Origin of the sequence: Pseudomonas sp. RG1 (assembly GCF_025910115.1) — a bacterium.
In the GTDB taxonomy this organism is placed as follows: domain Bacteria; phylum Pseudomonadota; class Gammaproteobacteria; order Pseudomonadales; family Pseudomonadaceae; genus Aquipseudomonas; species Aquipseudomonas atacamensis.
In genome coordinates, this window is record NZ_JAPCIK010000006.1 from 197596 (window position 1) to 217380 (window position 19785).

Consider the following 19785-nt stretch of genomic DNA (forward strand, 5'->3'; position numbering starts at 1 on the left):
CGTTTGTCCTTTTTGTTTTTGTTAGCGCAGAGGCCAATGTTGATGACAGGCGTGGCGGACGGCGGCGGCGCTGGAGAGCTTGAGCAAGTCGCGGCTCAGGCGCTGACATTCGGCTTCATGCAGCTGACGCACGCGGTCCTTGATTTCACCGATCTGCACCGGGCTCACCGACAGTTCGGTGACGCCGAGGCCGATCAGCAACGGCGTGGCCAACGGGTCGGAGGCGAGGGCGCCGCAGACACCGACCCAGCGCTTGTGCACCGCCGCGCCTTCGCAGGTCATGGCGATCAGACGCAGCAACGCCGGGTGCAGGGCATCGACCCGCGCCGCCAGCCCGGCGTGATCGCGGTCCATGGCCAGGGTGTATTGCGACAGATCGTTGGTGCCGATCGAGAGAAAGTCGGCGTGTTCGGCCAGTTGTTCGGCTTGCAGCGCGGCGGCGGGGACTTCGATCATCACGCCGATTTCCGGGCGCTCGGCAATGCCCAGTTCAAGGCGCAAGGCATCGACGCGCTGGCGGATGTGCAGCAGCTCGTCGACCTCGGTGACCATCGGCAACAGAATCCGGCAACGCGACAACGGCTTGACCTGCAGCAGCGCGCGCAGTTGCTGATCGAGAATTTCCGGGCGCGCCTGGGCCAGCCGAATGCCGCGCAGACCGAGCACCGGGTTGGCCTCGGCGGGCAGTGGCAGGTAGTCGAGTTGCTTGTCGCCGCCGACGTCGATGGTGCGGATGATCACTGACTTGTCGCCCATGGCATCGATCACCGCTTGATAGGCGCTGCGCTGTTCTTCGACGTCCGGTGCCGTCTGGCGATCAACGAAGAGAAACTCGGTGCGCAACAGGCCGACGCCATCGGCACCGTTGGCAAAAGCGTCTACCGCTTCGTTGCTTGAGGCGACGTTGGCGACGACTTCGATATGCACGCCATTGCAGGTTTCAGCGGGTAAATGGGCTTTGGCCTGTTGGCTGTCGCGGCGCTGCCGGCGCTCGATTTGTGCCTGTTGCACTTCGCTCAGGCGCTCGGCGTTTGGCGTCAATTCGAGGCGCCCGCCGTCAGCGTCGAGCACCACGGCCTGATCTTGCGGTTGCTCTAGCAATTGCGCGCCCAAAGCGACGATGCACGGCAGACCTTTGCCGCGCGCCAGAATCGCTACGTGCGAGGTCGCGCCGCCCTCGGCCATGCACAACCCGGCGACACCTTGCGCGCTGAGTTGCAGCAGATCCGATGGCGTCAGTTCGTGGGCGGCAACAATGGCGCCGGCCGGCACCTGGTATTGCCAGGCCTCGCCAAGCAGGGCGCGCAGGACGCGTTGCTTGAGGTCGCGCAAATCGTTGGCACGTTCGGCCAGCAGCGGACTGCCGGTGCCTTGGAGCATGTCGCACTGGGTGTCGATCGACTGACTCCAGGCGTGCGTCGCAGCGGTGCCTTGTGCGATGAATTGCTGCGCGGCGTCGAGCAGGGCCGGGTCTTCGAGCAGCGCCATGTGTGCAGCGAAGATCGCTTCTTCGTCGGCGTTCTTGTGCTTTTTCGCCTGGGCGAGGGTGGCGGCGATTTCGCTGCGCACCGCGTTCAATGCCGTTTCAAGCGTCTGCTGCTGTTGCACTGGATCGTGATGGCCCGCATCCGCCGGTAGAGTTATCGCGTTCAAGCGAAACAACGGCCCGGCGACCAGCCCTGGCGCGGCGCAAACACCATGCAACACACCTGCCTCGGCCGGGCGTTTCGGCGCCGCAGTGCTGACCGGCGCTTGCGCGTGATGATCGTCCGGCAGCGCCGTGGCCAATGCGCTGAGCAAGGCTTGCAGCGCGGCATCGGCGTCCGGTCCCTGACAGCTGACCTGCACTTCATCCTGCTCACCGATCGCCAGGCCCATCAAACCGATCAGACTGTTGCACGGCGCCGATTTGCCGTTGAAATGCAGTTGTGAGTGGCTGCTGAACCCCTGGGCGGTCTGGCGGATCAACGCAGCGGGGCGCGCATGCAAGCCGCCGCGATGAGCGACCTGCACTTGACCACGAACCTCAGGCCCGCCGCTTGTATCGGTATTCGCCGCGACAACATTGCGCGCGATGATGTGCAGCAGCGGCTCGCCGACTTTCACTGTTTTGAGGGTGATCGGCCGTACCTGAAAATCCGCGCTGTTGGTCAGGATCAACAGGCTGACCAGGCTTTTGCAGTGCTGGCCGACCTTGTCCAGGTCATAGCGCAGCAGCGGCTGACCGAGGCTGACGCGATCGCTTTCCTTGACCAGCATGGCGAAACCTTCGCCGTTCAATTCAACGGTGTCGAGGCCCAAATGCAGGAGGATTTCCGCACCGTTGTCGGCGCGAACGGTCACCGCGTGGCTGCTGCGCGCAACGTGGATGACCACGCCGGCGCAGGGCGAATACAGCGTGTCGTTGAGCGGGTCGATGGCGATGCCGTCGCCCATCGCGCCACTGGCGAACACCGCGTCCGGGACGTTGGCGAGCGTCAGTACCGGGCCGCTGAGCGGGGCGCTGAGGGTCAGCTCTTTATTGTTGTCGGGCATGGCTGGGTCTCATCAGGTGTGCAGTCAGTCGGACTTAATGCGTGCGGGTCACTTTGCTCAAATGGCGCGGCTGATCCGGGTCCATGCCCCGCGCCACGGCCAGGCCTGCGGCCATCACGTAGAAGCTCTGGATCGCCAGAATCGGGTCGAGGGCCGGGTGTTCGGCGCGGCTCAGGGTCAGGTCGCGTTCGCTGACGTCATCCGGCGCGGCGAGCAAGACCCGGGCGCCGCGCTGGCGCATTTCCGCCGCCAGGCTCAGCAGGCCGGCCTGCTCGGCGCCGCGTGGGGCGAAAACCAGCAGCGGATAGTGTTCGTCGATCAGTGCCATCGGGCCGTGACGGACTTCGGCACTGCTGAACGCTTCGGCCTGAATCGCCGAGGTTTCCTTGAACTTCAGCGCGGCTTCCTGAGCAATCGCGAAACCGGCGCCACGGCCGATCACCATCAGGCGCTCGCAATCGCGCAGGGCTTCGATGGCCACGCTCCAGTCCTGTTTCGCCGCTTCGCGCAGGCCTGCTGGCAGCGCGTCGTGGGCTTGCAGCAATTCGCTGTCCTCTTTCCAGTGCGCGATCAAACGCGCGCTGGCGCTGAGGGTGGCGATAAAGCTTTTGGTCGCAGCGACACTGCTTTCCGTGCCGGCGAGCAGCGGCAGGCTGAATTCACAAGCCGCCTCCAGTGGCGAATCGGCAGCGTTGACCATCGACACGCTCAGCGCGCCACGCTTGCGCAACAGACGCAGGCTGTTGACCAGATCCGGGCTCTGCCCCGACTGCGAAAACGCAAAGGCGACCTGACCGCTGACTTTCAGCGGCGCCTGCTGCATGGTCACCACCGACATCGGCAACGAGGCCACCGGCACGCCCAGTTGCTGCATGGTCAGGTAGGCGAAGTAGCTCGCCGCGTGGTCGGAGCTGCCACGGGCGACGGTCATCGCCACTTGCGGCGGCTGCCGGCGCAGGCGCCCGGCGATCTCGATCATCGGCGCGTCGAGCTGTTGCAGTTGGGCTTGCACGGCCTCGAACGAGGACAGCGCCTCTTCAAGCATTTTTGAAGTCAATGTCTTCTCCTTCGACCATGACGGCGGTCAGTGTGAGTGAGCGATCGAGCCGCACGCAGTCGGCCCAGGCGCCGGGGGCAAGGCGCCCGCGTTCGGTAATGCCGAGGTAGTCGGCGGGAAATTGCGACAGACGCTGCGAGGCTTCGGCGATCGGCAAACCGATCTTGACCAGATTGCGCAGGGCCTGATCCATGGTCAGTGTGCTGCCGGCGAGCGTGCCGTCGGGCAGACGCACGCCGCCCAGGCATTTGGTCACGGTGTGGCTGCCAAGCTTGTATTCACCGTCGGGCATGCCGGCGGCGGCGGTCGAATCGGTGACGCAATACAGACACGGGATCGAACGCAGGGCCACGCGGATGGCGCCGGGATGCACGTGCAACAGATCGGGAATCAGCTCGGCGTATTTGGCGTGGGCCAGGGCTGCGCCGACGATGCCCGGCTCGCGGTGATGCAGCGGGCTCATGGCGTTATAGAGGTGGGTGAAACTGTTGGCGCCGGCAGCCAGCGCAGCGACGCCTTCCTCGTAGCTGCCGAGGGTGTGGCCAATCTGCATGCGGATGCCACGGCTGCTCAGCTCGCGAATCAATGCATCGTGACCGGCGATTTCCGGGGCGATGGTGATGACGCGGATCGGCGCCAGCGCCAGATATTCTTCGACTTCTGCCATCAATGCGGTGTGGGCGAAGTTCGGTTGAGCGCCGAGTTTTCCCGGGTTGATGTACGGGCCTTCAAGGTGCACGCCGAGAACACGCGCGGCGCCTTTCGGACGCTGTTCACAGAATTGTCCTACCTCTTTCAGGACATTTGAGATCTCCGCGCTCGGCGCAGTCATGGTCGTGGCCAACAGCGAGGTGGTGCCGAAACGCACATGGGTTTTGCTGATGGTTTCGAAGGCTTCGGCGCCTTCCATAATGTCTTTGCCACCGCCGCCGTGCACATGCAGGTCGATGAAACCCGGCAGCAGATAGGGCAGATCGTTAGCCGCCGGATCGCAGGGCACGCCTTCGATCGACACGATCTTGCCGTGTTCGTGAATCAGCCGGCCGCGAACCCAGCCGCTGGCGGTGAGGATGTTGTCTTCGGACATTTTCGTTCTCGCTTGGGGCCGCTCTCAGCGACGCGGCTCTTTATCTACGAAGCTCTGCAACAAAGTCGTAGTAGTCGTTGCGGCAATAGGTGTCGGTGACTTCGATCGGCGTGTTGTCTTCCAGATAGCCGACCCGGGTCATCAGCAGCATGGCGGTGCCGGGGGCGATGCCGACCAGCGCGGCGAATTCGTCCGAGGCGTTGATTGCCTGGATGTGCTGAAGGGCGCGGACGATCGGTTTGCCGATGCCGTCGAGGTATTCGTAAAGCGAATCGCCCACCGCTTGCGGCCTGGGCATGATTGAGGCGGGCAGGGTGCTCATCTCGATCGCCATGACCGTGTCATCGGCTTTGCGCAGGCGCTTCATGCGCGCCACCTTGTCGTTCGGCGACAGGCCGAGGCGGATCAATTCTTCGTGGGTCGGCAGGGTGATCTCCCGCTCCAGCCACTTCGAGCTAGGCACGAAACCTTTCAGGCGCAGCATTTCGCTGAAGCCGGACAGACGCGACAGCGGTTGTTCCAGGCGTGGGGTGATGAACGTGCCCGAGCCTTGCAGGCGGCGGATCAGGCCTTGCTCGAGCAAAACTTCCAAAGCCTTGCGTGCGGTGACCCGGGAGATGCCGAGCTGGTCGCTCAGGTTGCGCTCGGACGGCATCGCCTGTTCGGCCTTCCACTGCCCGGCATGAATCGCCGCTTCCAGATTGCGCGCCAGTTGCAAGTACAGCGGCGTCGGCTGGGAGTCATCGGGACGTAGGGTTTGAAGGTCGTTCATGTAGGTCGTTTCCGTCGCGAGTATAGGATTGTTGTGGCTCGCTTGTGCGACGGAAGCTAATACCACTTGAATACCATGTCAACGCGATGAACTGGCGTCTGGCCCAATGGAGTGGCGGTTGTCAGGGGTCACTGTTTAAAGTGGTATTAGTGGTGGCCCATAAAAAGCAAAAGATCGCAGCCTGCGACAGCTTCTACAGTTGAGAGTGGTATCACCCCTGTAGGCGCTGTCGCAGGCTGCGATCTTTTGATTTATTTTTTTTGCGGTGACCAGCGGTCGAGGTTACGGACGAATCTCGATCATCGTGCCGTCCGGTACCAGATTCCACACTTCACGCATGTCGACGTTGCGCATGGCGATGCAGCCGTCGGTCCAGTCGAGGGTATGGAACAACTGCTCCGGATTGTCTGCCGAATCCGGGGTGCCGTGGATCATGATCATCCCGCCGGGCTCGACACCTTCACGGCGTGCGCGGGCGGCATCGCTGATGTTCGGGTAGGAGATGTGCATCGACAGGTTGAATTTGTCGCTGGTCTTGCGCCAGTCGATCCAATAGAAACCTTCGGGTGTGCGTTTGTCGCCCTCGATCAGTTTCGGGCCTTTCTTTGCACCCTTGCCCAAGGAGATGCGATAGGTCTTCAGCGGCTTGCCGTCGGCAATCAACTGCAGTTGGTGGGCCGATTTCAGTACCAGGACTTTTTCGATCAGCGGAGTGTTCGAGGGCGTCACGGTGGTCACGAATGACGCTTGCGAAACGCTGACGAACGACAGGCACAACAGGGCAAGCAACCAACGCATTGAAACGATTCCCCAAGAATGACGCAGACACATAGTGATAGATGCAGGTGTGGTTATCGGCAGGGTGCCGCGAAGCTCAAGTGATCGCCGGCTGCACCAGTGGCGGAATCGACTCCGAACGCACCGGGTAAACCTCGCTGCGCCGATCGGCAAAGAAACACTCCAGCGTGCGCCCGACCGTGCGGAAAGCCAGCTCGTCCCAGGGAATGTCGGCTTCTTCGAACAGCTGCACTTCAAGGCTCTCCGGCCCGGCCGCGTATTGCAGATCGGCCAGTTCGGCGCGGAAGAACACATGCACCTGGCTGATATGCGGCACGTCGATCAGCGTGTAGATGCTCAGGTTGCGCACCCGGGCGCAGGCCTCTTCGGCGGTTTCGCGGATGGCGGCCTGCTCGATGGTCTCGCCGTTTTCCATGAAGCCGGCAGGTAGCGTCCAGTAACCGAGACGGGGCTCGATGGCGCGGCGGCAGAGCAGCACTTTCGTCCCCCAGGTCGGCACGCAACCGGCGACGATATTGGGGTTCTGGTAGTGAATGGTCTGACAGCTGTCGCAGACAAATCGCCGCCGCGAGTCGCCTTCGGGAATGCGCTGGGTGACCGGGTTACCGCAGTGGCTGCAAAATTTCATGCTCGGGTTCCTGAATGCTGCGCCTATCTTGGCGTGCAGCGGGGCCGGTCGGCAAGTTGTCGTTTCGCGACACGACGGGTTTCGGGGGCTTGGGCGCTCGCTTTGATTGGTGCATGATGCGGAGCAAGGCACCGATCGAGAACACTCATGCTGGACGAGCTACTGCATAGGGTAAGCAACCACACACCGCGTACGCTGGAGACCGACGCACGTTTCCCCGAAGCCGCCGTGCTGGTGCCGATCACCCGCAGTGACGAACCGGAACTGGTCCTGACCCTGCGCGCCAGCGGGCTTTCGACCCATGGCGGCGAGGTCGCCTTCCCCGGAGGGCGACGCGACCCGGAAGATCCGGACCTCATATTCACCGCGCTGCGCGAAGCCGAAGAAGAGATCGGCCTGCCACCGGGCCTGGTCGAAGTCATCGGCCCGCTGAGTCCGCTGATCTCCCTGCACGGCATCAAGGTAACGCCGTATGTCGGGGTGATTCCCGACTTTGTCGAATACCAGCCCAATGATGCCGAGATCGCCGCCGTCTTCAGCGTGCCGCTGGAATTCTTCCGCAAGGACCCGCGTGAGCATACTCATCGCATCGATTATCAGGGCCGCAGTTGGTACGTGCCGAGCTATCGCTTCGGCGAGTTCAAGATCTGGGGCCTGACGGCGATCATGATCGTCGAGTTGATCAACCTGCTCTATGACGCCAAAATCAGCCTGCACCGACCGCCGAAAAGCTTTATCGATACCTGAGCCGTCGTTCGAACGGCCGTGAGCCCTGAGGGAAACAAGATGAAATACCGCCTGGGCGACGCCCGTGTCGAAACCCATCCACAGAGCTGGGTCGCGCCCAATGCCGTGCTGGTGGGCAAGGTTCGCCTGGAAGAGGGCGCCAACGTCTGGTTCAACGCTGTATTGCGCGGCGACAACGAACTGATTCTCATCGGCAAGAACAGCAATGTGCAGGACGGTACGGTGATGCACACCGACATGGGCTATCCACTGACCATCGGTACCGGCGTGACCATCGGCCACAACGCGATGCTTCACGGTTGCACGGTCGGCGATTACAGCCTGATCGGTATCAACGCGGTGATTCTCAACGGCGCGAAGATCGGCGAGAACTGCATCATAGGCGCCAATTCGCTGATCGGCGAAGGCAAGGAAATTCCCGACGGTTCGCTGGTGATGGGCTCGCCGGGCAAAGTCTTACGTGAACTGACCGAGGCGCAAAAGAAGATGCTCGAAGCCAGCGCCGCGCACTATGTGCATAACTCGCAGCGGTACGCCCGCGATCTGGTCGAGCAGGAACAATGACGACTGTTGAACGACCAGTCGCCTCGCCCTGCGTGAATATCTGCGCGCTGGACGAAGATGATGTTTGCACCGGGTGCCAGCGCACGGTCGCGGAGATCACCCGCTGGGGCCGCATGAACAATGACGAGCGCCGCGTCGTGCTGGGGTTGTGTCATGAACGGGCGGAGGCGAGTGGATTGGTCTGGATGATTCCCGCGAAGTCAGGCGTCTGAACCACCGCTTTCGCGAGCAGGCTCGCTCCCACCTTGAAAATGCGTTCCACTGTGGGAGCGAGCCTGCTCGCGAAGACGTCGGTCCTGTCTCCGCACCTATTGGCGCAATACCAGCGCTCAAGTAACCTGTGCTCCACATTTACAGGCCGCCCCCATGATCTTCCTCATCGCCTACATCAGCAGCGTCGTGCTGATCAACTTCGCCTTTTCCACCGCACCGCACCTGGACATCATCTGGTCGGCCTGGGGCGGGCTGGTGTTCGTGCTGCGCGACATGGTGCAAACGCGCTTCGGTCATGGCGCGATCGTGGCGATGCTGGCGGCGCTGGTGCTCTCCTACATCACGTCCGACCCTTCCATCGCGCTGGCCAGCGCCACGGCGTTCGCGGTCTCCGAGTGCATCGACTGGCTGGTGTTCAGCATCACCAAGCGGCCGTTGCGTGATCGTCTGTGGATCAGTTCGGCGCTGAGCATTCCGCTGGATACCTTCATCTTTTTCGGCATGATCGACGCCTTGACGCCGCCGGTGATCATCACCGCGCTGGCCTCCAAGTTCGCCGGCGTTACCGCGGTCTGGCTGATCATGGCCTGGCGTGATCGCAAACAGGCTGTCGCGAGCTGAAGCCAAACCCTCGGGTTCATGTAAAATGCCGCGCTTTCTCCCCATGGAAAGCGCACCTGCGTGGCTTTCCTCGATGATCCGCTTCCTTTGAGGACCTGAGATGACCCGTATCGGAACTCCATTGTCGCCAACCGCGACCCGCGTATTGCTGTGTGGCTGTGGTGAGTTGGGCAAGGAAGTGGTAATCGAACTGCAGCGCCTGGGCGTTGAAGTGATTGCCGTCGACCGCTACGCCAACGCGCCGGCCATGCAAGTCGCCCATCGCAGCCACGTGATCAACATGCTCGACGGCGCTGCTCTGCGTGCAGTGATCGAAGCCGAGAAGCCGCACTTCATCGTGCCGGAAATCGAAGCCATCGCTACCGCCACGCTGGTCGAGCTGGAAGCCGAAGGCTTCACCGTGATTCCGACCGCGCGTGCGGCGCAGCTGACCATGAACCGCGAAGGTATTCGTCGTCTGGCTGCCGAAGAGCTGGACCTGCCGACCTCGCCGTACCACTTCGCCGACACCTTCGAGGACTACAGCAAAGCCGTTCAGGACCTGGGTTTCCCTTGCGTGGTCAAGCCGGTGATGAGTTCGTCGGGCAAGGGCCAGAGCCTGCTGCGCAGCGCCGATGACGTACAGAAAGCCTGGGATTACGCGCAAGAGGGCGGTCGCGCCGGCAAAGGTCGGGTGATCATCGAAGGCTTCATCGACTTTGACTACGAAATCACCCTGCTGACCGTGCGCCACATTGGCGGCACCACGTTCTGCGCACCGGTCGGCCACCGTCAGGAGAAGGGCGACTATCAGGAATCCTGGCAGCCGCAGGCCATGAGCCCGATTGCTCTGGCTGAATCCGAGCGCGTTGCCAAAGCAGTCACTGAAGCACTGGGTGGCCGTGGTCTGTTCGGCGTCGAGCTGTTCATCAAAGGTGATCAGGTGTGGTTCAGCGAAGTCTCGCCACGGCCGCATGACACCGGGCTGGTGACGCTGATCTCTCAGGACCTGTCGCAGTTTGCCCTGCATGCCCGCGCCATTCTTGGCCTGCCGGTACCGCTGATCCGTCAGTTCGGCCCGTCGGCGTCGGCAGTGATTCTGGTGGAAGGGCAGTCGACCCAGACCGCATTTGCCAACCTGGGCGCTGCGTTGAGCGAGCCGGACACCGCGCTGCGTCTGTTCGGCAAGCCGGAAGTGAACGGCCAGCGCCGCATGGGCGTGGCGCTGGCGCGGGATGAGTCGATCGAGGCTGCTCGCGCCAAGGCGACGCGTGCGTCGCAGGCGGTTGTTGTCGAGCTGTAAACCGAGTCGCGACAGCTATTCGCGAGCAGGCTCGCTCCCACATTTGGAATGCATTTCCCTGTGGGAGCGAGCCTGCTCGCGAAGCTTTTGATCTCCGTCAGGCAACCTGATTCAGATCGTTATTGCGCGTCTCCTTCAAGCACAGCACCGCAATCAGACTCAACACCGCCGCCGCCGACACATACCCGCCGACATAGCTCAACCCGCCCATCGCCACCAGTTTCTGCGCAAAGAACGGCGCTGCCGAGGCTCCGACGATGCCGCCGAGGTTGTACGCCGCTGAAGCGCCGGTATAACGCACGTGGGTCGGAAACAGCTCAGGCAACAGCGCGCCCATCGGTGCGAATGTCACGCCCATCAAAAACAGCTCGATGCACAGAAACAGCGCCACGCCCCAGGTCGAGCCCTGCGTCAGCAATGGCTCCATCAGAAACCCAGACAGAATCGCCAGCACGCCACCGATGATCAGCACCGGTTTGCGCCCGTAACGGTCGCTGGCCCAAGCGGATAATGGCGTCGCTGCGGCCATGAACAACACGGCAAAGCACAACAGGCCGAGGAACGTTTCGCGGCTGTAACCCAGTGTGGATACGCCATAGCTCAGGGAAAACACCGTCGAGATATAGAACAGCGCATAGCAGACCACCATCGCCGCCGCCCCGAGCAGGGTCGGCGCCCAGTATTGGCTGAACAACTCGACCAGCGGCACTTTGACTCGCTCCTGACGGGCGATCGCATTGGCGAACACTGGCGTTTCATGCAGTTTCAGGCGTACATACAGGCCGACCATCACCAGCGCCGCGCTGAGCAGAAACGGAATGCGCCAGCCCCAACTGCGGAACTGTTCGTCATCCAAGGTCATGGCCAAGGTCAGGAACAGGCCGTTGGCCGCAAGAAAACCAATCGATGGCCCGAGCTGCGGGAACATGCCGAACCAGGCGCGTTTGCCCTTCGGCGCGTTTTCCGTGGCCAGCAGCGCTGCGCCGCCCCATTCGCCGCCAAGGCCCAGGCCCTGACCGAAACGCAGCACGCACAGGAGAATCGGCGCCCAGGCACCAATGCTGTCGTAGCCCGGCAACACGCCAATCAAGGTGGTGCACACGCCCATCAACAGCAGTGAGGCGACCAGCGTCGACTTGCGCCCGATGCGGTCGCCAAAGTGGCCAAACAATGCCGAACCCAGTGGTCGGGCGAGGAAGGCAATGCCGAAAGTGAGAAAAGCGGAAAGCATCTGCGCCGTGCCGGAGGTCTGCGGAAAGAACACCGGCCCGATCACCAGCGCCGCAGCAGTGGCGTAAACGTAGAAGTCGTAGAACTCGATGGCGGTGCCGATGAAGCTTGCCGTGGCCACGCGGGTGGCGGAATTGGTCGGCTGGGCAGGCGCGGTTTCGCTGTGAGCGGTATGGGTCGTCATGCGGTGATCCCTGACAGTCATGAGCTCCAGTGGAGCGAATTATTATGGTCGAACACCCAGGGATGTGGGGTAGGGCGCGAGCGCTGTTTCGAGTAGGAACAGTCGTCGGTTTGCAGCGGAAACAGTCAGGATCCGGGCAGTGCCGGGTAGGCACAGGGATCGACGGCGCTTGGGTAAGCGCCTCGATTATAGGAAGGGGGCTAACGATCAAACAAGCGCAAACAATGCAGCTTTATCGAGCAGGCACCAGAGCAGGCACCGATGAGGTCAGCCAGATCAGCACCTTGCTCACCCGGTTCTCCTCGGTCTCGAGGATTTCCAGTCGATAACGCCCGATCTTCAGGCACACCGCGCTTTCCGGAATGGTTTCCAGCGCTTCGGTGACCAGGCCGTTGAGCGTCTTCGGCCCGTCGCTCGGCAGGTGCCAGCCCAGGCATTTGTTCAGGTCGCGGATCGATGCGGCGCCATCGATCACCATACGCCCGTCGGCTTGGGGATGGATGTGCGGGTTGTCGAGGCTGTGCTCGCTTTCGAATTCGCCGACGATCTCTTCGAGAATGTCTTCAAGGGTGACGATGCCCAGCACTTCACCGTATTCATCGACGACCATGCCGAGGCGGCGTTGCTGCTTGTGGAAGTTCAGCAGTTGCAGTTGCAGCGGCGTGCTTTCCGGGACGAAGTAAGGCTCGTAGCTGGCGGCCAGCAGTGCCTCGCGGGTCAATCCGCCGTTGCTCAGCAAATGGCCGATCTGGCGGGTGTTGAGCACCGCTTCGACCTGATTGATGTCGCTGTGAAACACCGGCAGACGCGTGCGCTTGTTCTCGCGCAGTTGCTCGATGATCTCTTCGATCGAATCGTCGAGGTTGATGCCGTCGACGTCACTGCGCGGCACCAGAATGTCGTTGACCGTGATGTTGTCCAGCGCATGGATGCCCGACACCGGGTGGGCGCGGACCGGATGGTCGTGATCCTCATTGTGATCGGCCGGCAACTCGTCCTCGCTCTGTTGCACCACCTGAGCCTTGCGCGTGAACGGGGTCATCAACAAAGCGCTGACCCGGCAGAACAGCCACGCGAACGGGTAGACGATTTTCATCGGCACGGTCAGCAGGGCATTGCCGAACGCCAGCACAGCGTCGGGATAGCGCCGAGCCACTGTGCGCGGGAAATAATCAGCGAACACCAACAGGATGCCACCGGCGCCAAGGCAGGCCGCCCACGGGCCGTTTTCTCCGCAGAGGAAAATCGCCAGCAGGGTCGCGATGATCACTGCGAGGGCGCGGCACAGGGTGTTGCAGAGGATCAGGCTGTCGAGCGGGAAGCTCAGCTTCGCCAGCGGTTTATCGCTGGCGCGCGAGGCGATACGTTGCGCGAGCAGGTGCTGCTGCGCGATTTCGACGGCGCTAAACAGCCCTGACCATAAAATCAGCAGGACAAATACCGCGAGCATCGGCCCTATGGGCAAACCGTCCATTTATGCCGCCCGTCAGATGTGCAGAATGTATTCACGAACCAGTTTGCTGCCGAAGTACGCCAGCATCAGCAGGCAGAAACCGGCGAGGGTCCAGCGAATCGCCTTGTGGCCACGCCAGCCCAGACGGTTGCGGCCCCACAACAGCACGCTGAAGACGATCCATGCCAGGCAGGCCAGCAGGGTCTTGTGCACCAAGTGCTGAGCGAACAGGTTCTCGACGAACAGCCAGCCGGAAATCAGCGATAGCGACAGTAGCGTCCAGCCGGCCCAGAGAAAGCCGAACAGCAGGCTTTCCATGGTTTGCAGGGGCGGGAAGTTCTTGATCAGCCCGGACGGGTGCTTGTGCTTGAGCTGATGGTCCTGAACCAGCAGCAGCAACGCCTGGAACACGGCGATGGTGAACATGCCGTAGGCGAGGATCGACAATAGAATGTGCGCGAGGATGCCCGGCTCTTCATCGATGATCTGCACCGTGCCCGTCGGCGCGAACTGCGCCAGCAATACCGTGATCGCGCCCAGCGGGAACAACAGCACCAGCAGGTTTTCCACCGGGATCCGCGAACAGGCGAGCAGGGTCAGGGCGATTACCGCAGCAGCGATCAGACTGGACGCACTGAAGAAGTCCAGGCCAAGGCCGATCGGGGTCAATAGATGTGTAAGCAGGCTGGCGCCGTGGGCGAGCACGGCGAAGACGCCGAGGCTGACCAGCAGGCGCTTGTTCGCCTTGGCGCCGGTGGCCAGGCGGGTGCTTTGATAGACGGTCGCAGCGGCATAGAGCAGGGCGGCGGCGAGGGTGGTCAGCAAACTGGGTGACAAGGGGAGCATAAATCCTGTTAGGCGAGCCCGAAAGGCGCTGAGTTTGGCATAGAACCGCCACGGCACGAAAGACTCCGCAAGCTGACGGCGAGGTGTCCGCCGGCCGCAGTCTTCGCTATAATCCGCGACCTGCCCACGCCGCAGGCTCGCCGAGCACATGTTGATTCCGGTCTGGGCCGCCATTATCCCGGTTCGTACAGGGCCTGAAAGGATCGCGCAATGTTTGAAAACTTAACCGACCGTCTCTCGCAGACGCTGCGCCATGTCACCGGCAAGGCGAAGCTGACCGAGGACAATATCAAAGACACCCTGCGTGAAGTGCGCATGGCGTTGCTCGAAGCTGACGTCGCATTGCCGGTGGTCAAGGACTTCGTCAATTCGGTCAAGGAGCGCGCTGTCGGCACCGAGGTGTCGCGCAGCCTGACGCCGGGCCAGGCATTCGTGAAGATCGTCCAGGCCGAACTCGAAAGCCTGATGGGCGCGGCCAACGAAGACCTCAACCTGAGCGCCGTTCCGCCAGCCGTGATTCTGATGGCCGGTCTGCAGGGCGCGGGTAAAACCACCACCGCCGGCAAACTGGCGCGCTTTCTTAAAGAGCGCAAGAAGAAGTCGGTCATGGTCGTGTCTGCGGACATTTACCGTCCGGCCGCGATCAAGCAGTTGGAAACCCTGGCCAACGACATCGGCGTGACGTTCTTCCCGTCCGACCTGAGCCAGAAGCCGGTCGACATCGCCAATGCGGCTATTAAAGAAGCCAAACTGAAATTCATCGACGTGGTTATCGTCGACACCGCCGGTCGTCTGCACATCGACGAAGAGATGATGGGCGAGATCAAGGCGCTGCACGCCGCGATCAACCCGGTCGAAACCCTGTTCGTGGTCGACGCCATGACCGGTCAGGACGCCGCGAACACGGCCAAGGCGTTCGGCGATGCGCTGCCGCTGACCGGTGTGATCCTGACCAAGGTCGACGGCGACGCCCGTGGCGGTGCCGCGCTGTCGGTGCGCGCCATCACCGGCAAGCCGATCAAGTTCATCGGTATGGGCGAGAAGAGCGAAGCGCTCGATCCGTTCCACCCTGAGCGTATCGCCTCGCGGATCCTCGGCATGGGCGACGTGCTCAGCCTGATCGAGCAGGCCGAAGCGACGCTGGACAAGGACAAGGCCGACAAACTGGCCAAGAAGCTGAAGAAGGGCAAGGGCTTCGATCTCGAAGACTTCCGCGATCAGCTGCAACAGATGAAGAACATGGGCGGCCTCGGCGGGCTCATGGACAAACTGCCGAGCATCGGCGGCGTCAACCTGTCGCAGATGGGCAATGCCCAGAACGCCGCAGAGAAGCAGTTCAAGCAGATGGAAGCCATCATCAATTCCATGACCCCGGCCGAGCGCCGCGACCCTGAGCTGATCAGCGGTTCGCGCAAGCGCCGGATCGCCATGGGTTCCGGCACGCAGGTGCAGGACATCGGCCGCTTGATCAAGCAGCACAAGCAGATGCAGAAGATGATGAAGAAATTCACCGCCAAGGGCGGTATGGCAAAAATGATGCGCGGCATGGGCGGTATGTTGCCCGGCGGCGGCATGCCGAAAATGTAAAGACTTCGCCGGTCGTCGCACCGGCGCAGACCCTGCAAGGACGCAGGATCAACAGCAAACCCGCACTCGGCGGGAGCTGACTGGCCGTTTTTATCGACGGCTCTCTATGCAAATCTGCACGGCATGCCATGGGCGCCGGAAAAAGTCATTTGCAAAAGTCCGGATATTCCTTAGAATATGCGGCCTTTCGGGCACCCATGCCCGCTGTGCATTTAGATTTGCAGCACCGACTACAGGAACGATGTTCACATGCTAACAATCCGTCTTGCCCTTGGCGGCTCCAAAAAGCGCCCGTTTTACCACCTGACCGTAACCGACTCGCGTAACCCGCGTGACGGCTCCCACAAAGAACAGGTTGGTTTCTTCAACCCTGTTGCCCGTGGTCAGGAAATCCGTCTGTCCGTGAACCAAGAGCGCGTTGCCTACTGGCTGAGCGTTGGTGCACAACCTTCTGAGCGCGTTGCTCAGTTGTTGAAGGAATCTGCCAAGGCTGCGGCCTGAGCAATATGAACGCGACGCCAGCCCCTGCCGATGATTTGATCGTTATTGGCAAAATTTATTCTGTTCATGGCGTTCGCGGCGAAGTGAAGGTTTATTCCTTTACTGATCCGACTGAAAACCTGTTGCAGTACAAAACCTGGACGCTCAAGCGCGAAGGCAATGTCAAACAGGTCGAGCTGGTCAGTGGACGCGGGAGCGACAAGTTCCTGGTCGCCAAGCTCAAGGGTCTCGATGATCGTGAAGAAGCTCGTCTTCTGGCCGGTTATGAGATCTGCGTGCCGCGCAACCTGTTCGCTGAATTGACCGAAGGCGAGTACTACTGGTACCAGCTGGAAGGTCTGAAGGTCATCGACACCCTTGGGCAACTGCTCGGGAAAATCGATCATCTTCTGGAAACCGGCGCCAATGATGTAATGGTCGTCAAGCCTTGCGCTGGCAGCCTGGATGATCGCGAACGCCTGTTGCCCTATACGGAGCAATGCGTGTTGGCCGTCGACCTGGAAGCGGGCGAGATGAAGGTGGATTGGGACGCGGACTTCTGAACGTGGCTAACTTGCGCGTAGAAGTGATCAGTTTGTTTCCCGAGATGTTTTCCGCCATTGGCGATTACGGCATCACCAGTCGTGCGGTCAAACAGGGGCTCTTGCAGCTGACCTGTTGGAATCCGCGAGATTACACGACGGATCGGCATCACACTGTGGACGATCGCCCGTTTGGCGGTGGTCCGGGCATGGTGATGAAGATCAAGCCCCTGGAAGATGCACTGGCTCAGGCCAAGGCAGCAGCCGGGGAGGCGGCGAAGGTGATTTACCTGTCCCCCCAAGGCCGTCAACTGACTCAGTCGGCGGTACGCGAGCTGGCACAATCGGATGCATTGATCCTGATTGCCGGCCGCTACGAAGGCATTGACGAGCGCTTTATTGAGGCTCATGTCGATGAAGAGTGGTCGATTGGCGACTATGTACTGTCTGGCGGCGAGCTGCCGGCCATGGTCCTGATCGATGCGGTTACACGACTGCTGCCCGGAGCTTTAGGGCATGCGGATTCCGCTGAGGAAGATTCCTTTACGGATGGTCTGCTGGATTGCCCGCACTACACCCGACCGGAGGTGTATGCGGATCAGCGTGTTCCCGACGTGTTGCTGAGTGGCAATCACGCGCATATCCGGCGTTGGCGTTTACAGCAGTCCCTTGGTCGGACCTATGAACGACGCGCCGATCTTCTGGAAAGCCGCTCGCTTTCTGGAGAAGAGAAGAAGCTGCTCGAGGAATACATCCGCGAGCGGGACGATAGTTAACAACGTATCGATGGTAGATCGAACGATTTACCTTAGGAGCACAGCATGACCAACAAAATCATCCTTGCACTCGAAGCAGAGCAGATGACCAAAGAAATCCCTACCTTCGCCCCAGGCGACACTATTGTCGTTCAGGTGAAAGTGAAGGAAGGCGATCGTTCCCGTCTGCAAGCGTTCGAAGGCGTTGTAATCGCCAAGCGTAACCGCGGCGTGAACAGTGCGTTCACCGTTCGTAAAATCTCCAACGGTGTTGGCGTAGAACGTACTTTCCAGACCTACTCCCCGCAGATCGACAGCATGGCTGTCAAACGTCGCGGTGACGTACGTAAAGCCAAGCTGTACTACCTGCGCGACCTGTCGGGTAAAGCAGCACGCATCAAGGAAAAACTGGCTTAAGCCCAGCTTCCGATGCAGAAAAAAGCAGCCTACGGGCTGCTTTTTTGTTGCCCGGGATTTGTGCTGCAAGGATCTTCGTCTGTCTGTGACCGAGTCGCGGCCTTCGCGAGCAGGCTCGCTCCCACAGAAGTCCGAATGTGGGGCCTGCTCGCGAATCGATCCATCAGGCGCTGGAACCTTGCGGTTGAATCAACGCCAGCAACGTCCACCCAGCCCCCGGTTTCAACGCCGTTTCCGGTGTCACCACATGCACCCAGCCGCTGTCATCACGCATGAACAGCAGCGTCGCGCGATTGCCGTGCAGCGCTTGGTAATCCTCCCATCCGAAGCCGTCCGTCAATGTCGTGCTGTAAAGCTCCGCTCCCTGGCCCATCTGGCCGGCCAGTTTCGAATAGGTCAGTGCCTCACTGCCCAATTGATTGCCCCGGTGTTCCAGGCTTGCGCGGTGCTTGTCGCTGCGGCGGCTTTCATGGCCGCTGGCCAGACCGAACAGGCGCTGATGACCGAAGTCATGACGAAAGCGCATTGCCGCCAATGTGTTCAGCTCGCCCGACGGTGACAGCGCCAGCAAATGCCCCAACCCCACCAGATCCAGATGCGCGTCGGCATGCTGCGACGCCGGGTTGCCGAAATAGGTCGGCAAGCCTTCCATGCGTGCCGCGCGGATATTCTCCCAGCTCGAATCGGTCAGTAGCACGCGACTGCCCAGTTGCTGCAGCGACTTGCCCAATTCACGGGCCGGGCCATTGGCTCCAACGATCAGAAAACCGCTCGGCGCCGGTTCGGCGACCTTTAACAGCCGTGCCAGCGGTCGAGCCGTTGCGCTTTGCAAAACCACGGTGCCGATGATTACCGCAAAGGTCAGCGGCACCAGGAGCAGGGCGCCTTCATGTCCGGATTCATCCAGGCGAATCGCGAAAATCGCCGAGACAGCCGCAGCGACGATTCCGCGCGGCGCGATCCAGCACAGCAGCGCCCGTTCACGCCAGCTGAGACTGGAACCGGCGGTGCTGAGCAAAACATTCAACGGACGGGCGATCAGCTGGATCACCAACAGCAGAATCAACACCAGCGGCCCCAGACCGATCAAAGCGTTCAGGTCCAGGCGCGCCGCGAGCAGGATGAACAGTCCGGAAATCAGCAATACACTGAGGTTTTCCTTGAAGTGCAGGATGTGCCGCACGTCCACGCCTTTCATGTTGGCCAGCCACATGCCCATCAGCGTCACCGCCAGCAGGCCGGACTCATGCATCACCTGGTTGGCACCGATGAAGATCGCCAGCACCGCTGCCAGCGAGGCCAGATTGTGCAGGTATTCCGGCAGCCACTGACGCCGGATCACCGTCCCCAGCAGCCAACCCCCGACGACACCAAACACGGTGCCGCAGAGAATCACCCCGCCGAAGGTGAAGAGGCTTTGCTTGAGGCCATGGCCTTCAGCGCTGGCGATGATGAAGCTGTACACCACGACCGCGAGCAGAGCGCCGATCGGATCGATGACGATGCCTTCCCAGCGCAGGATGTTGGCAATCGAAGCTTTTGGCCGCACCACCCGCAGCATCGGTACGATTACGGTCGGACCGGTGACCAGCGTCAGGCTGCCAAACAGAATCGCCAGCATCCAGTCGAAGCCCAGCAGGAAATGCGTGGCTACCGCGATGACGATCCAGGTCGAAATCGCACCGAGGGTCACCAGTCGATGGACGACGCTGCCGATCTCTTTCCATTCCGACAGGTGCAGGGTCAGGCTGCCTTCGAACAGAATCAGCGCCACTGCCAGCGACACCAGTGGCATCAGCAGCGGGCCGAACATTTCCTGCGGGTCGAGCCAACCCAACACCGGGCCTGCAAGAATGCCGGTCAGCAGCAAAAAAAGAATGGCTGGCAGCTTCAGGCGCCATGCCAGCCACTGACAACCCAGCGCCGCCGCGCCGATCCCGCCAAATGCCAAGAGAATTTGCTGCTCGTTCATTGATGCTCCCTGTTC

Annotated in this window: 20 protein-coding genes; 10 read left to right on the plus strand and 10 right to left on the minus strand. The window is 61.3% G+C overall.

What is annotated here, in order from left to right; all coding sequences use genetic code 11:
- Window positions 1–21 precede the first annotated feature (21 nt).
- From ptsP to OK411_RS05975, 6 genes are all read right to left on the minus strand, one after another.
- On the minus strand, window positions 22–2535 hold the full coding sequence (gene ptsP, locus OK411_RS05950; RefSeq protein WP_264364568.1) for a phosphoenolpyruvate--protein phosphotransferase: 2514 nt from the start codon (window positions 2533–2535) through the stop codon (window positions 22–24).
- A 34-nt stretch (window positions 2536–2569) separates the two neighbouring features.
- Window positions 2570–3592 (minus strand): SIS domain-containing protein, encoded by a 1023-nt coding sequence (locus tag OK411_RS05955; RefSeq protein WP_217879375.1) that lies wholly within the window; start codon window positions 3590–3592, stop codon window positions 2570–2572.
- A complete protein-coding gene (nagA, locus tag OK411_RS05960; protein ID WP_264364569.1) occupies window positions 3573–4679 on the minus strand; it encodes an N-acetylglucosamine-6-phosphate deacetylase in 1107 nt (368 codons plus the stop codon). Before nagA ends, OK411_RS05955 begins: the two co-directional genes overlap by 20 nt.
- 40 nt (window positions 4680–4719) lie before the next feature.
- Window positions 4720–5451, minus strand: coding sequence for a GntR family transcriptional regulator (locus tag OK411_RS05965; protein WP_016771550.1), 732 nt, complete (start codon window positions 5449–5451; stop codon window positions 4720–4722).
- A gap of 282 nt (window positions 5452–5733) precedes the next feature.
- Window positions 5734–6249 carry a L,D-transpeptidase family protein gene (locus OK411_RS05970; protein ID WP_024011712.1) on the minus strand — a complete coding sequence of 172 codons (516 nt, stop codon included), beginning with the start codon at window positions 6247–6249 and terminating at the stop codon, window positions 5734–5736.
- A gap of 76 nt (window positions 6250–6325) precedes the next feature.
- The gene (locus tag OK411_RS05975) at window positions 6326–6877 is read right to left on the minus strand and encodes an NUDIX hydrolase (protein WP_264364570.1); all 552 of its coding nucleotides are present in this window, start codon (window positions 6875–6877) and stop codon (window positions 6326–6328) included.
- Between the two features lie 147 nt (window positions 6878–7024).
- Between OK411_RS05975 and OK411_RS05980 the strand changes: the two genes are divergently transcribed.
- From OK411_RS05980 to purT, 5 genes are all read left to right on the plus strand, one after another.
- Window positions 7025–7624, plus strand: coding sequence for a CoA pyrophosphatase (locus OK411_RS05980; RefSeq protein WP_136492005.1), 600 nt, complete (start codon window positions 7025–7027; stop codon window positions 7622–7624).
- A 39-nt stretch (window positions 7625–7663) separates the two neighbouring features.
- Window positions 7664–8188, plus strand: a complete 525-nt coding sequence (locus OK411_RS05985) for a gamma carbonic anhydrase family protein (RefSeq protein WP_264364571.1) — start codon at window positions 7664–7666, stop codon at window positions 8186–8188.
- The gene (locus OK411_RS05990; RefSeq protein WP_264364572.1) at window positions 8185–8400 is read left to right on the plus strand and encodes a DUF1289 domain-containing protein; all 216 of its coding nucleotides are present in this window, start codon (window positions 8185–8187) and stop codon (window positions 8398–8400) included. The genes OK411_RS05985 and OK411_RS05990 overlap by 4 nt, the downstream gene beginning before the upstream one ends.
- 154 nt (window positions 8401–8554) lie before the next feature.
- Window positions 8555–9022 carry a VUT family protein gene (locus OK411_RS05995; protein WP_016771544.1) on the plus strand — a complete coding sequence of 156 codons (468 nt, stop codon included), beginning with the start codon at window positions 8555–8557 and terminating at the stop codon, window positions 9020–9022.
- A gap of 100 nt (window positions 9023–9122) precedes the next feature.
- Window positions 9123–10304, plus strand: a complete 1182-nt coding sequence (gene purT, locus OK411_RS06000; RefSeq protein ID WP_024011715.1) for a formate-dependent phosphoribosylglycinamide formyltransferase — start codon at window positions 9123–9125, stop codon at window positions 10302–10304.
- Between the two features lie 97 nt (window positions 10305–10401).
- Here purT and OK411_RS06005 read toward each other — a convergent pair whose 3' ends face one another.
- From OK411_RS06005 to OK411_RS06015, 3 genes are all read right to left on the minus strand, one after another.
- The gene (locus OK411_RS06005; RefSeq protein ID WP_264364573.1) at window positions 10402–11718 is read right to left on the minus strand and encodes an MFS transporter; all 1317 of its coding nucleotides are present in this window, start codon (window positions 11716–11718) and stop codon (window positions 10402–10404) included.
- 232 nt (window positions 11719–11950) lie between these two features.
- On the minus strand, window positions 11951–13192 hold the full coding sequence (locus tag OK411_RS06010; protein WP_264364574.1) for a CNNM domain-containing protein: 1242 nt from the start codon (window positions 13190–13192) through the stop codon (window positions 11951–11953).
- A gap of 12 nt (window positions 13193–13204) precedes the next feature.
- Window positions 13205–14017: an inner membrane protein YpjD gene (locus OK411_RS06015; RefSeq protein ID WP_016771539.1), complete on the minus strand. Its 813-nt coding sequence runs from the start codon at window positions 14015–14017 to the stop codon at window positions 13205–13207.
- Between the two features lie 210 nt (window positions 14018–14227).
- Between OK411_RS06015 and ffh the strand changes: the two genes are divergently transcribed.
- The 5 genes from ffh (at window position 14228) to rplS (ending at window position 17798) form a co-directional block, all read left to right on the plus strand.
- Window positions 14228–15604 carry a signal recognition particle protein gene (ffh, locus tag OK411_RS06020; protein WP_007967791.1) on the plus strand — a complete coding sequence of 459 codons (1377 nt, stop codon included), beginning with the start codon at window positions 14228–14230 and terminating at the stop codon, window positions 15602–15604.
- Window positions 15605–15853: 249 nt separating this feature from the next.
- Window positions 15854–16105, plus strand: coding sequence for a 30S ribosomal protein S16 (gene rpsP, locus OK411_RS06025; protein WP_003185073.1), 252 nt, complete (start codon window positions 15854–15856; stop codon window positions 16103–16105).
- A gap of 5 nt (window positions 16106–16110) precedes the next feature.
- Window positions 16111–16647, plus strand: coding sequence for a ribosome maturation factor RimM (rimM, locus tag OK411_RS06030; protein ID WP_016771538.1), 537 nt, complete (start codon window positions 16111–16113; stop codon window positions 16645–16647).
- A gap of 2 nt (window positions 16648–16649) precedes the next feature.
- On the plus strand, window positions 16650–17402 hold the full coding sequence (trmD, locus tag OK411_RS06035) for a tRNA (guanosine(37)-N1)-methyltransferase TrmD (protein ID WP_038860625.1): 753 nt from the start codon (window positions 16650–16652) through the stop codon (window positions 17400–17402).
- Window positions 17403–17447: 45 nt separating this feature from the next.
- Complete coding sequence (gene rplS / locus OK411_RS06040; RefSeq protein WP_003175895.1) at window positions 17448–17798, plus strand: 50S ribosomal protein L19; 351 nt, start codon at window positions 17448–17450, stop codon at window positions 17796–17798.
- A 163-nt stretch (window positions 17799–17961) separates the two neighbouring features.
- Here the strand turns inward: rplS and OK411_RS06045 are convergent, their stop codons facing one another.
- The gene (locus OK411_RS06045; RefSeq protein ID WP_136492008.1) at window positions 17962–19770 is read right to left on the minus strand and encodes a cation:proton antiporter; all 1809 of its coding nucleotides are present in this window, start codon (window positions 19768–19770) and stop codon (window positions 17962–17964) included.
- Window positions 19771–19785: the final 15 nt, after the last annotated feature.

Bases quoted from the DNA above. Each gene is read 5' to 3' on its own strand.
- nagA (WP_264364569.1), bottom strand. From the start codon at position 4,679: ATGTCCGAAGACAACATCCTCACCGCCAGCGGCTGGGTTCGCGGCCGG.
- rplS (WP_003175895.1), top strand. From the start codon at position 17,448: ATGACCAACAAAATCATCCTTGCACTCGAAGCAGAGCAGATGACCAAA.
- OK411_RS06010 (WP_264364574.1), bottom strand. From the start codon at position 13,192: ATGGACGGTTTGCCCATAGGGCCGATGCTCGCGGTATTTGTCCTGCTG.
- OK411_RS05980 (WP_136492005.1), top strand. From the start codon at position 7,025: ATGCTGGACGAGCTACTGCATAGGGTAAGCAACCACACACCGCGTACG.
- ffh (WP_007967791.1), top strand. From the start codon at position 14,228: ATGTTTGAAAACTTAACCGACCGTCTCTCGCAGACGCTGCGCCATGTC.
- rimM (WP_016771538.1), top strand. From the start codon at position 16,111: ATGAACGCGACGCCAGCCCCTGCCGATGATTTGATCGTTATTGGCAAA.
- OK411_RS05990 (WP_264364572.1), top strand. From the start codon at position 8,185: ATGACGACTGTTGAACGACCAGTCGCCTCGCCCTGCGTGAATATCTGC.
- rpsP (WP_003185073.1), top strand. From the start codon at position 15,854: ATGCTAACAATCCGTCTTGCCCTTGGCGGCTCCAAAAAGCGCCCGTTT.
- OK411_RS05985 (WP_264364571.1), top strand. From the start codon at position 7,664: ATGAAATACCGCCTGGGCGACGCCCGTGTCGAAACCCATCCACAGAGC.
- OK411_RS05975 (WP_264364570.1), bottom strand. From the start codon at position 6,877: ATGAAATTTTGCAGCCACTGCGGTAACCCGGTCACCCAGCGCATTCCC.
- OK411_RS06005 (WP_264364573.1), bottom strand. From the start codon at position 11,718: ATGACGACCCATACCGCTCACAGCGAAACCGCGCCTGCCCAGCCGACC.
- OK411_RS05970 (WP_024011712.1), bottom strand. From the start codon at position 6,249: ATGCGTTGGTTGCTTGCCCTGTTGTGCCTGTCGTTCGTCAGCGTTTCG.
- ptsP (WP_264364568.1), bottom strand. From the start codon at position 2,535: ATGCCCGACAACAATAAAGAGCTGACCCTCAGCGCCCCGCTCAGCGGC.
- OK411_RS05995 (WP_016771544.1), top strand. From the start codon at position 8,555: ATGATCTTCCTCATCGCCTACATCAGCAGCGTCGTGCTGATCAACTTC.
- purT (WP_024011715.1), top strand. From the start codon at position 9,123: ATGACCCGTATCGGAACTCCATTGTCGCCAACCGCGACCCGCGTATTG.
- OK411_RS05965 (WP_016771550.1), bottom strand. From the start codon at position 5,451: ATGAACGACCTTCAAACCCTACGTCCCGATGACTCCCAGCCGACGCCG.
- OK411_RS06015 (WP_016771539.1), bottom strand. From the start codon at position 14,017: ATGCTCCCCTTGTCACCCAGTTTGCTGACCACCCTCGCCGCCGCCCTG.
- OK411_RS06045 (WP_136492008.1), bottom strand. From the start codon at position 19,770: ATGAACGAGCAGCAAATTCTCTTGGCATTTGGCGGGATCGGCGCGGCG.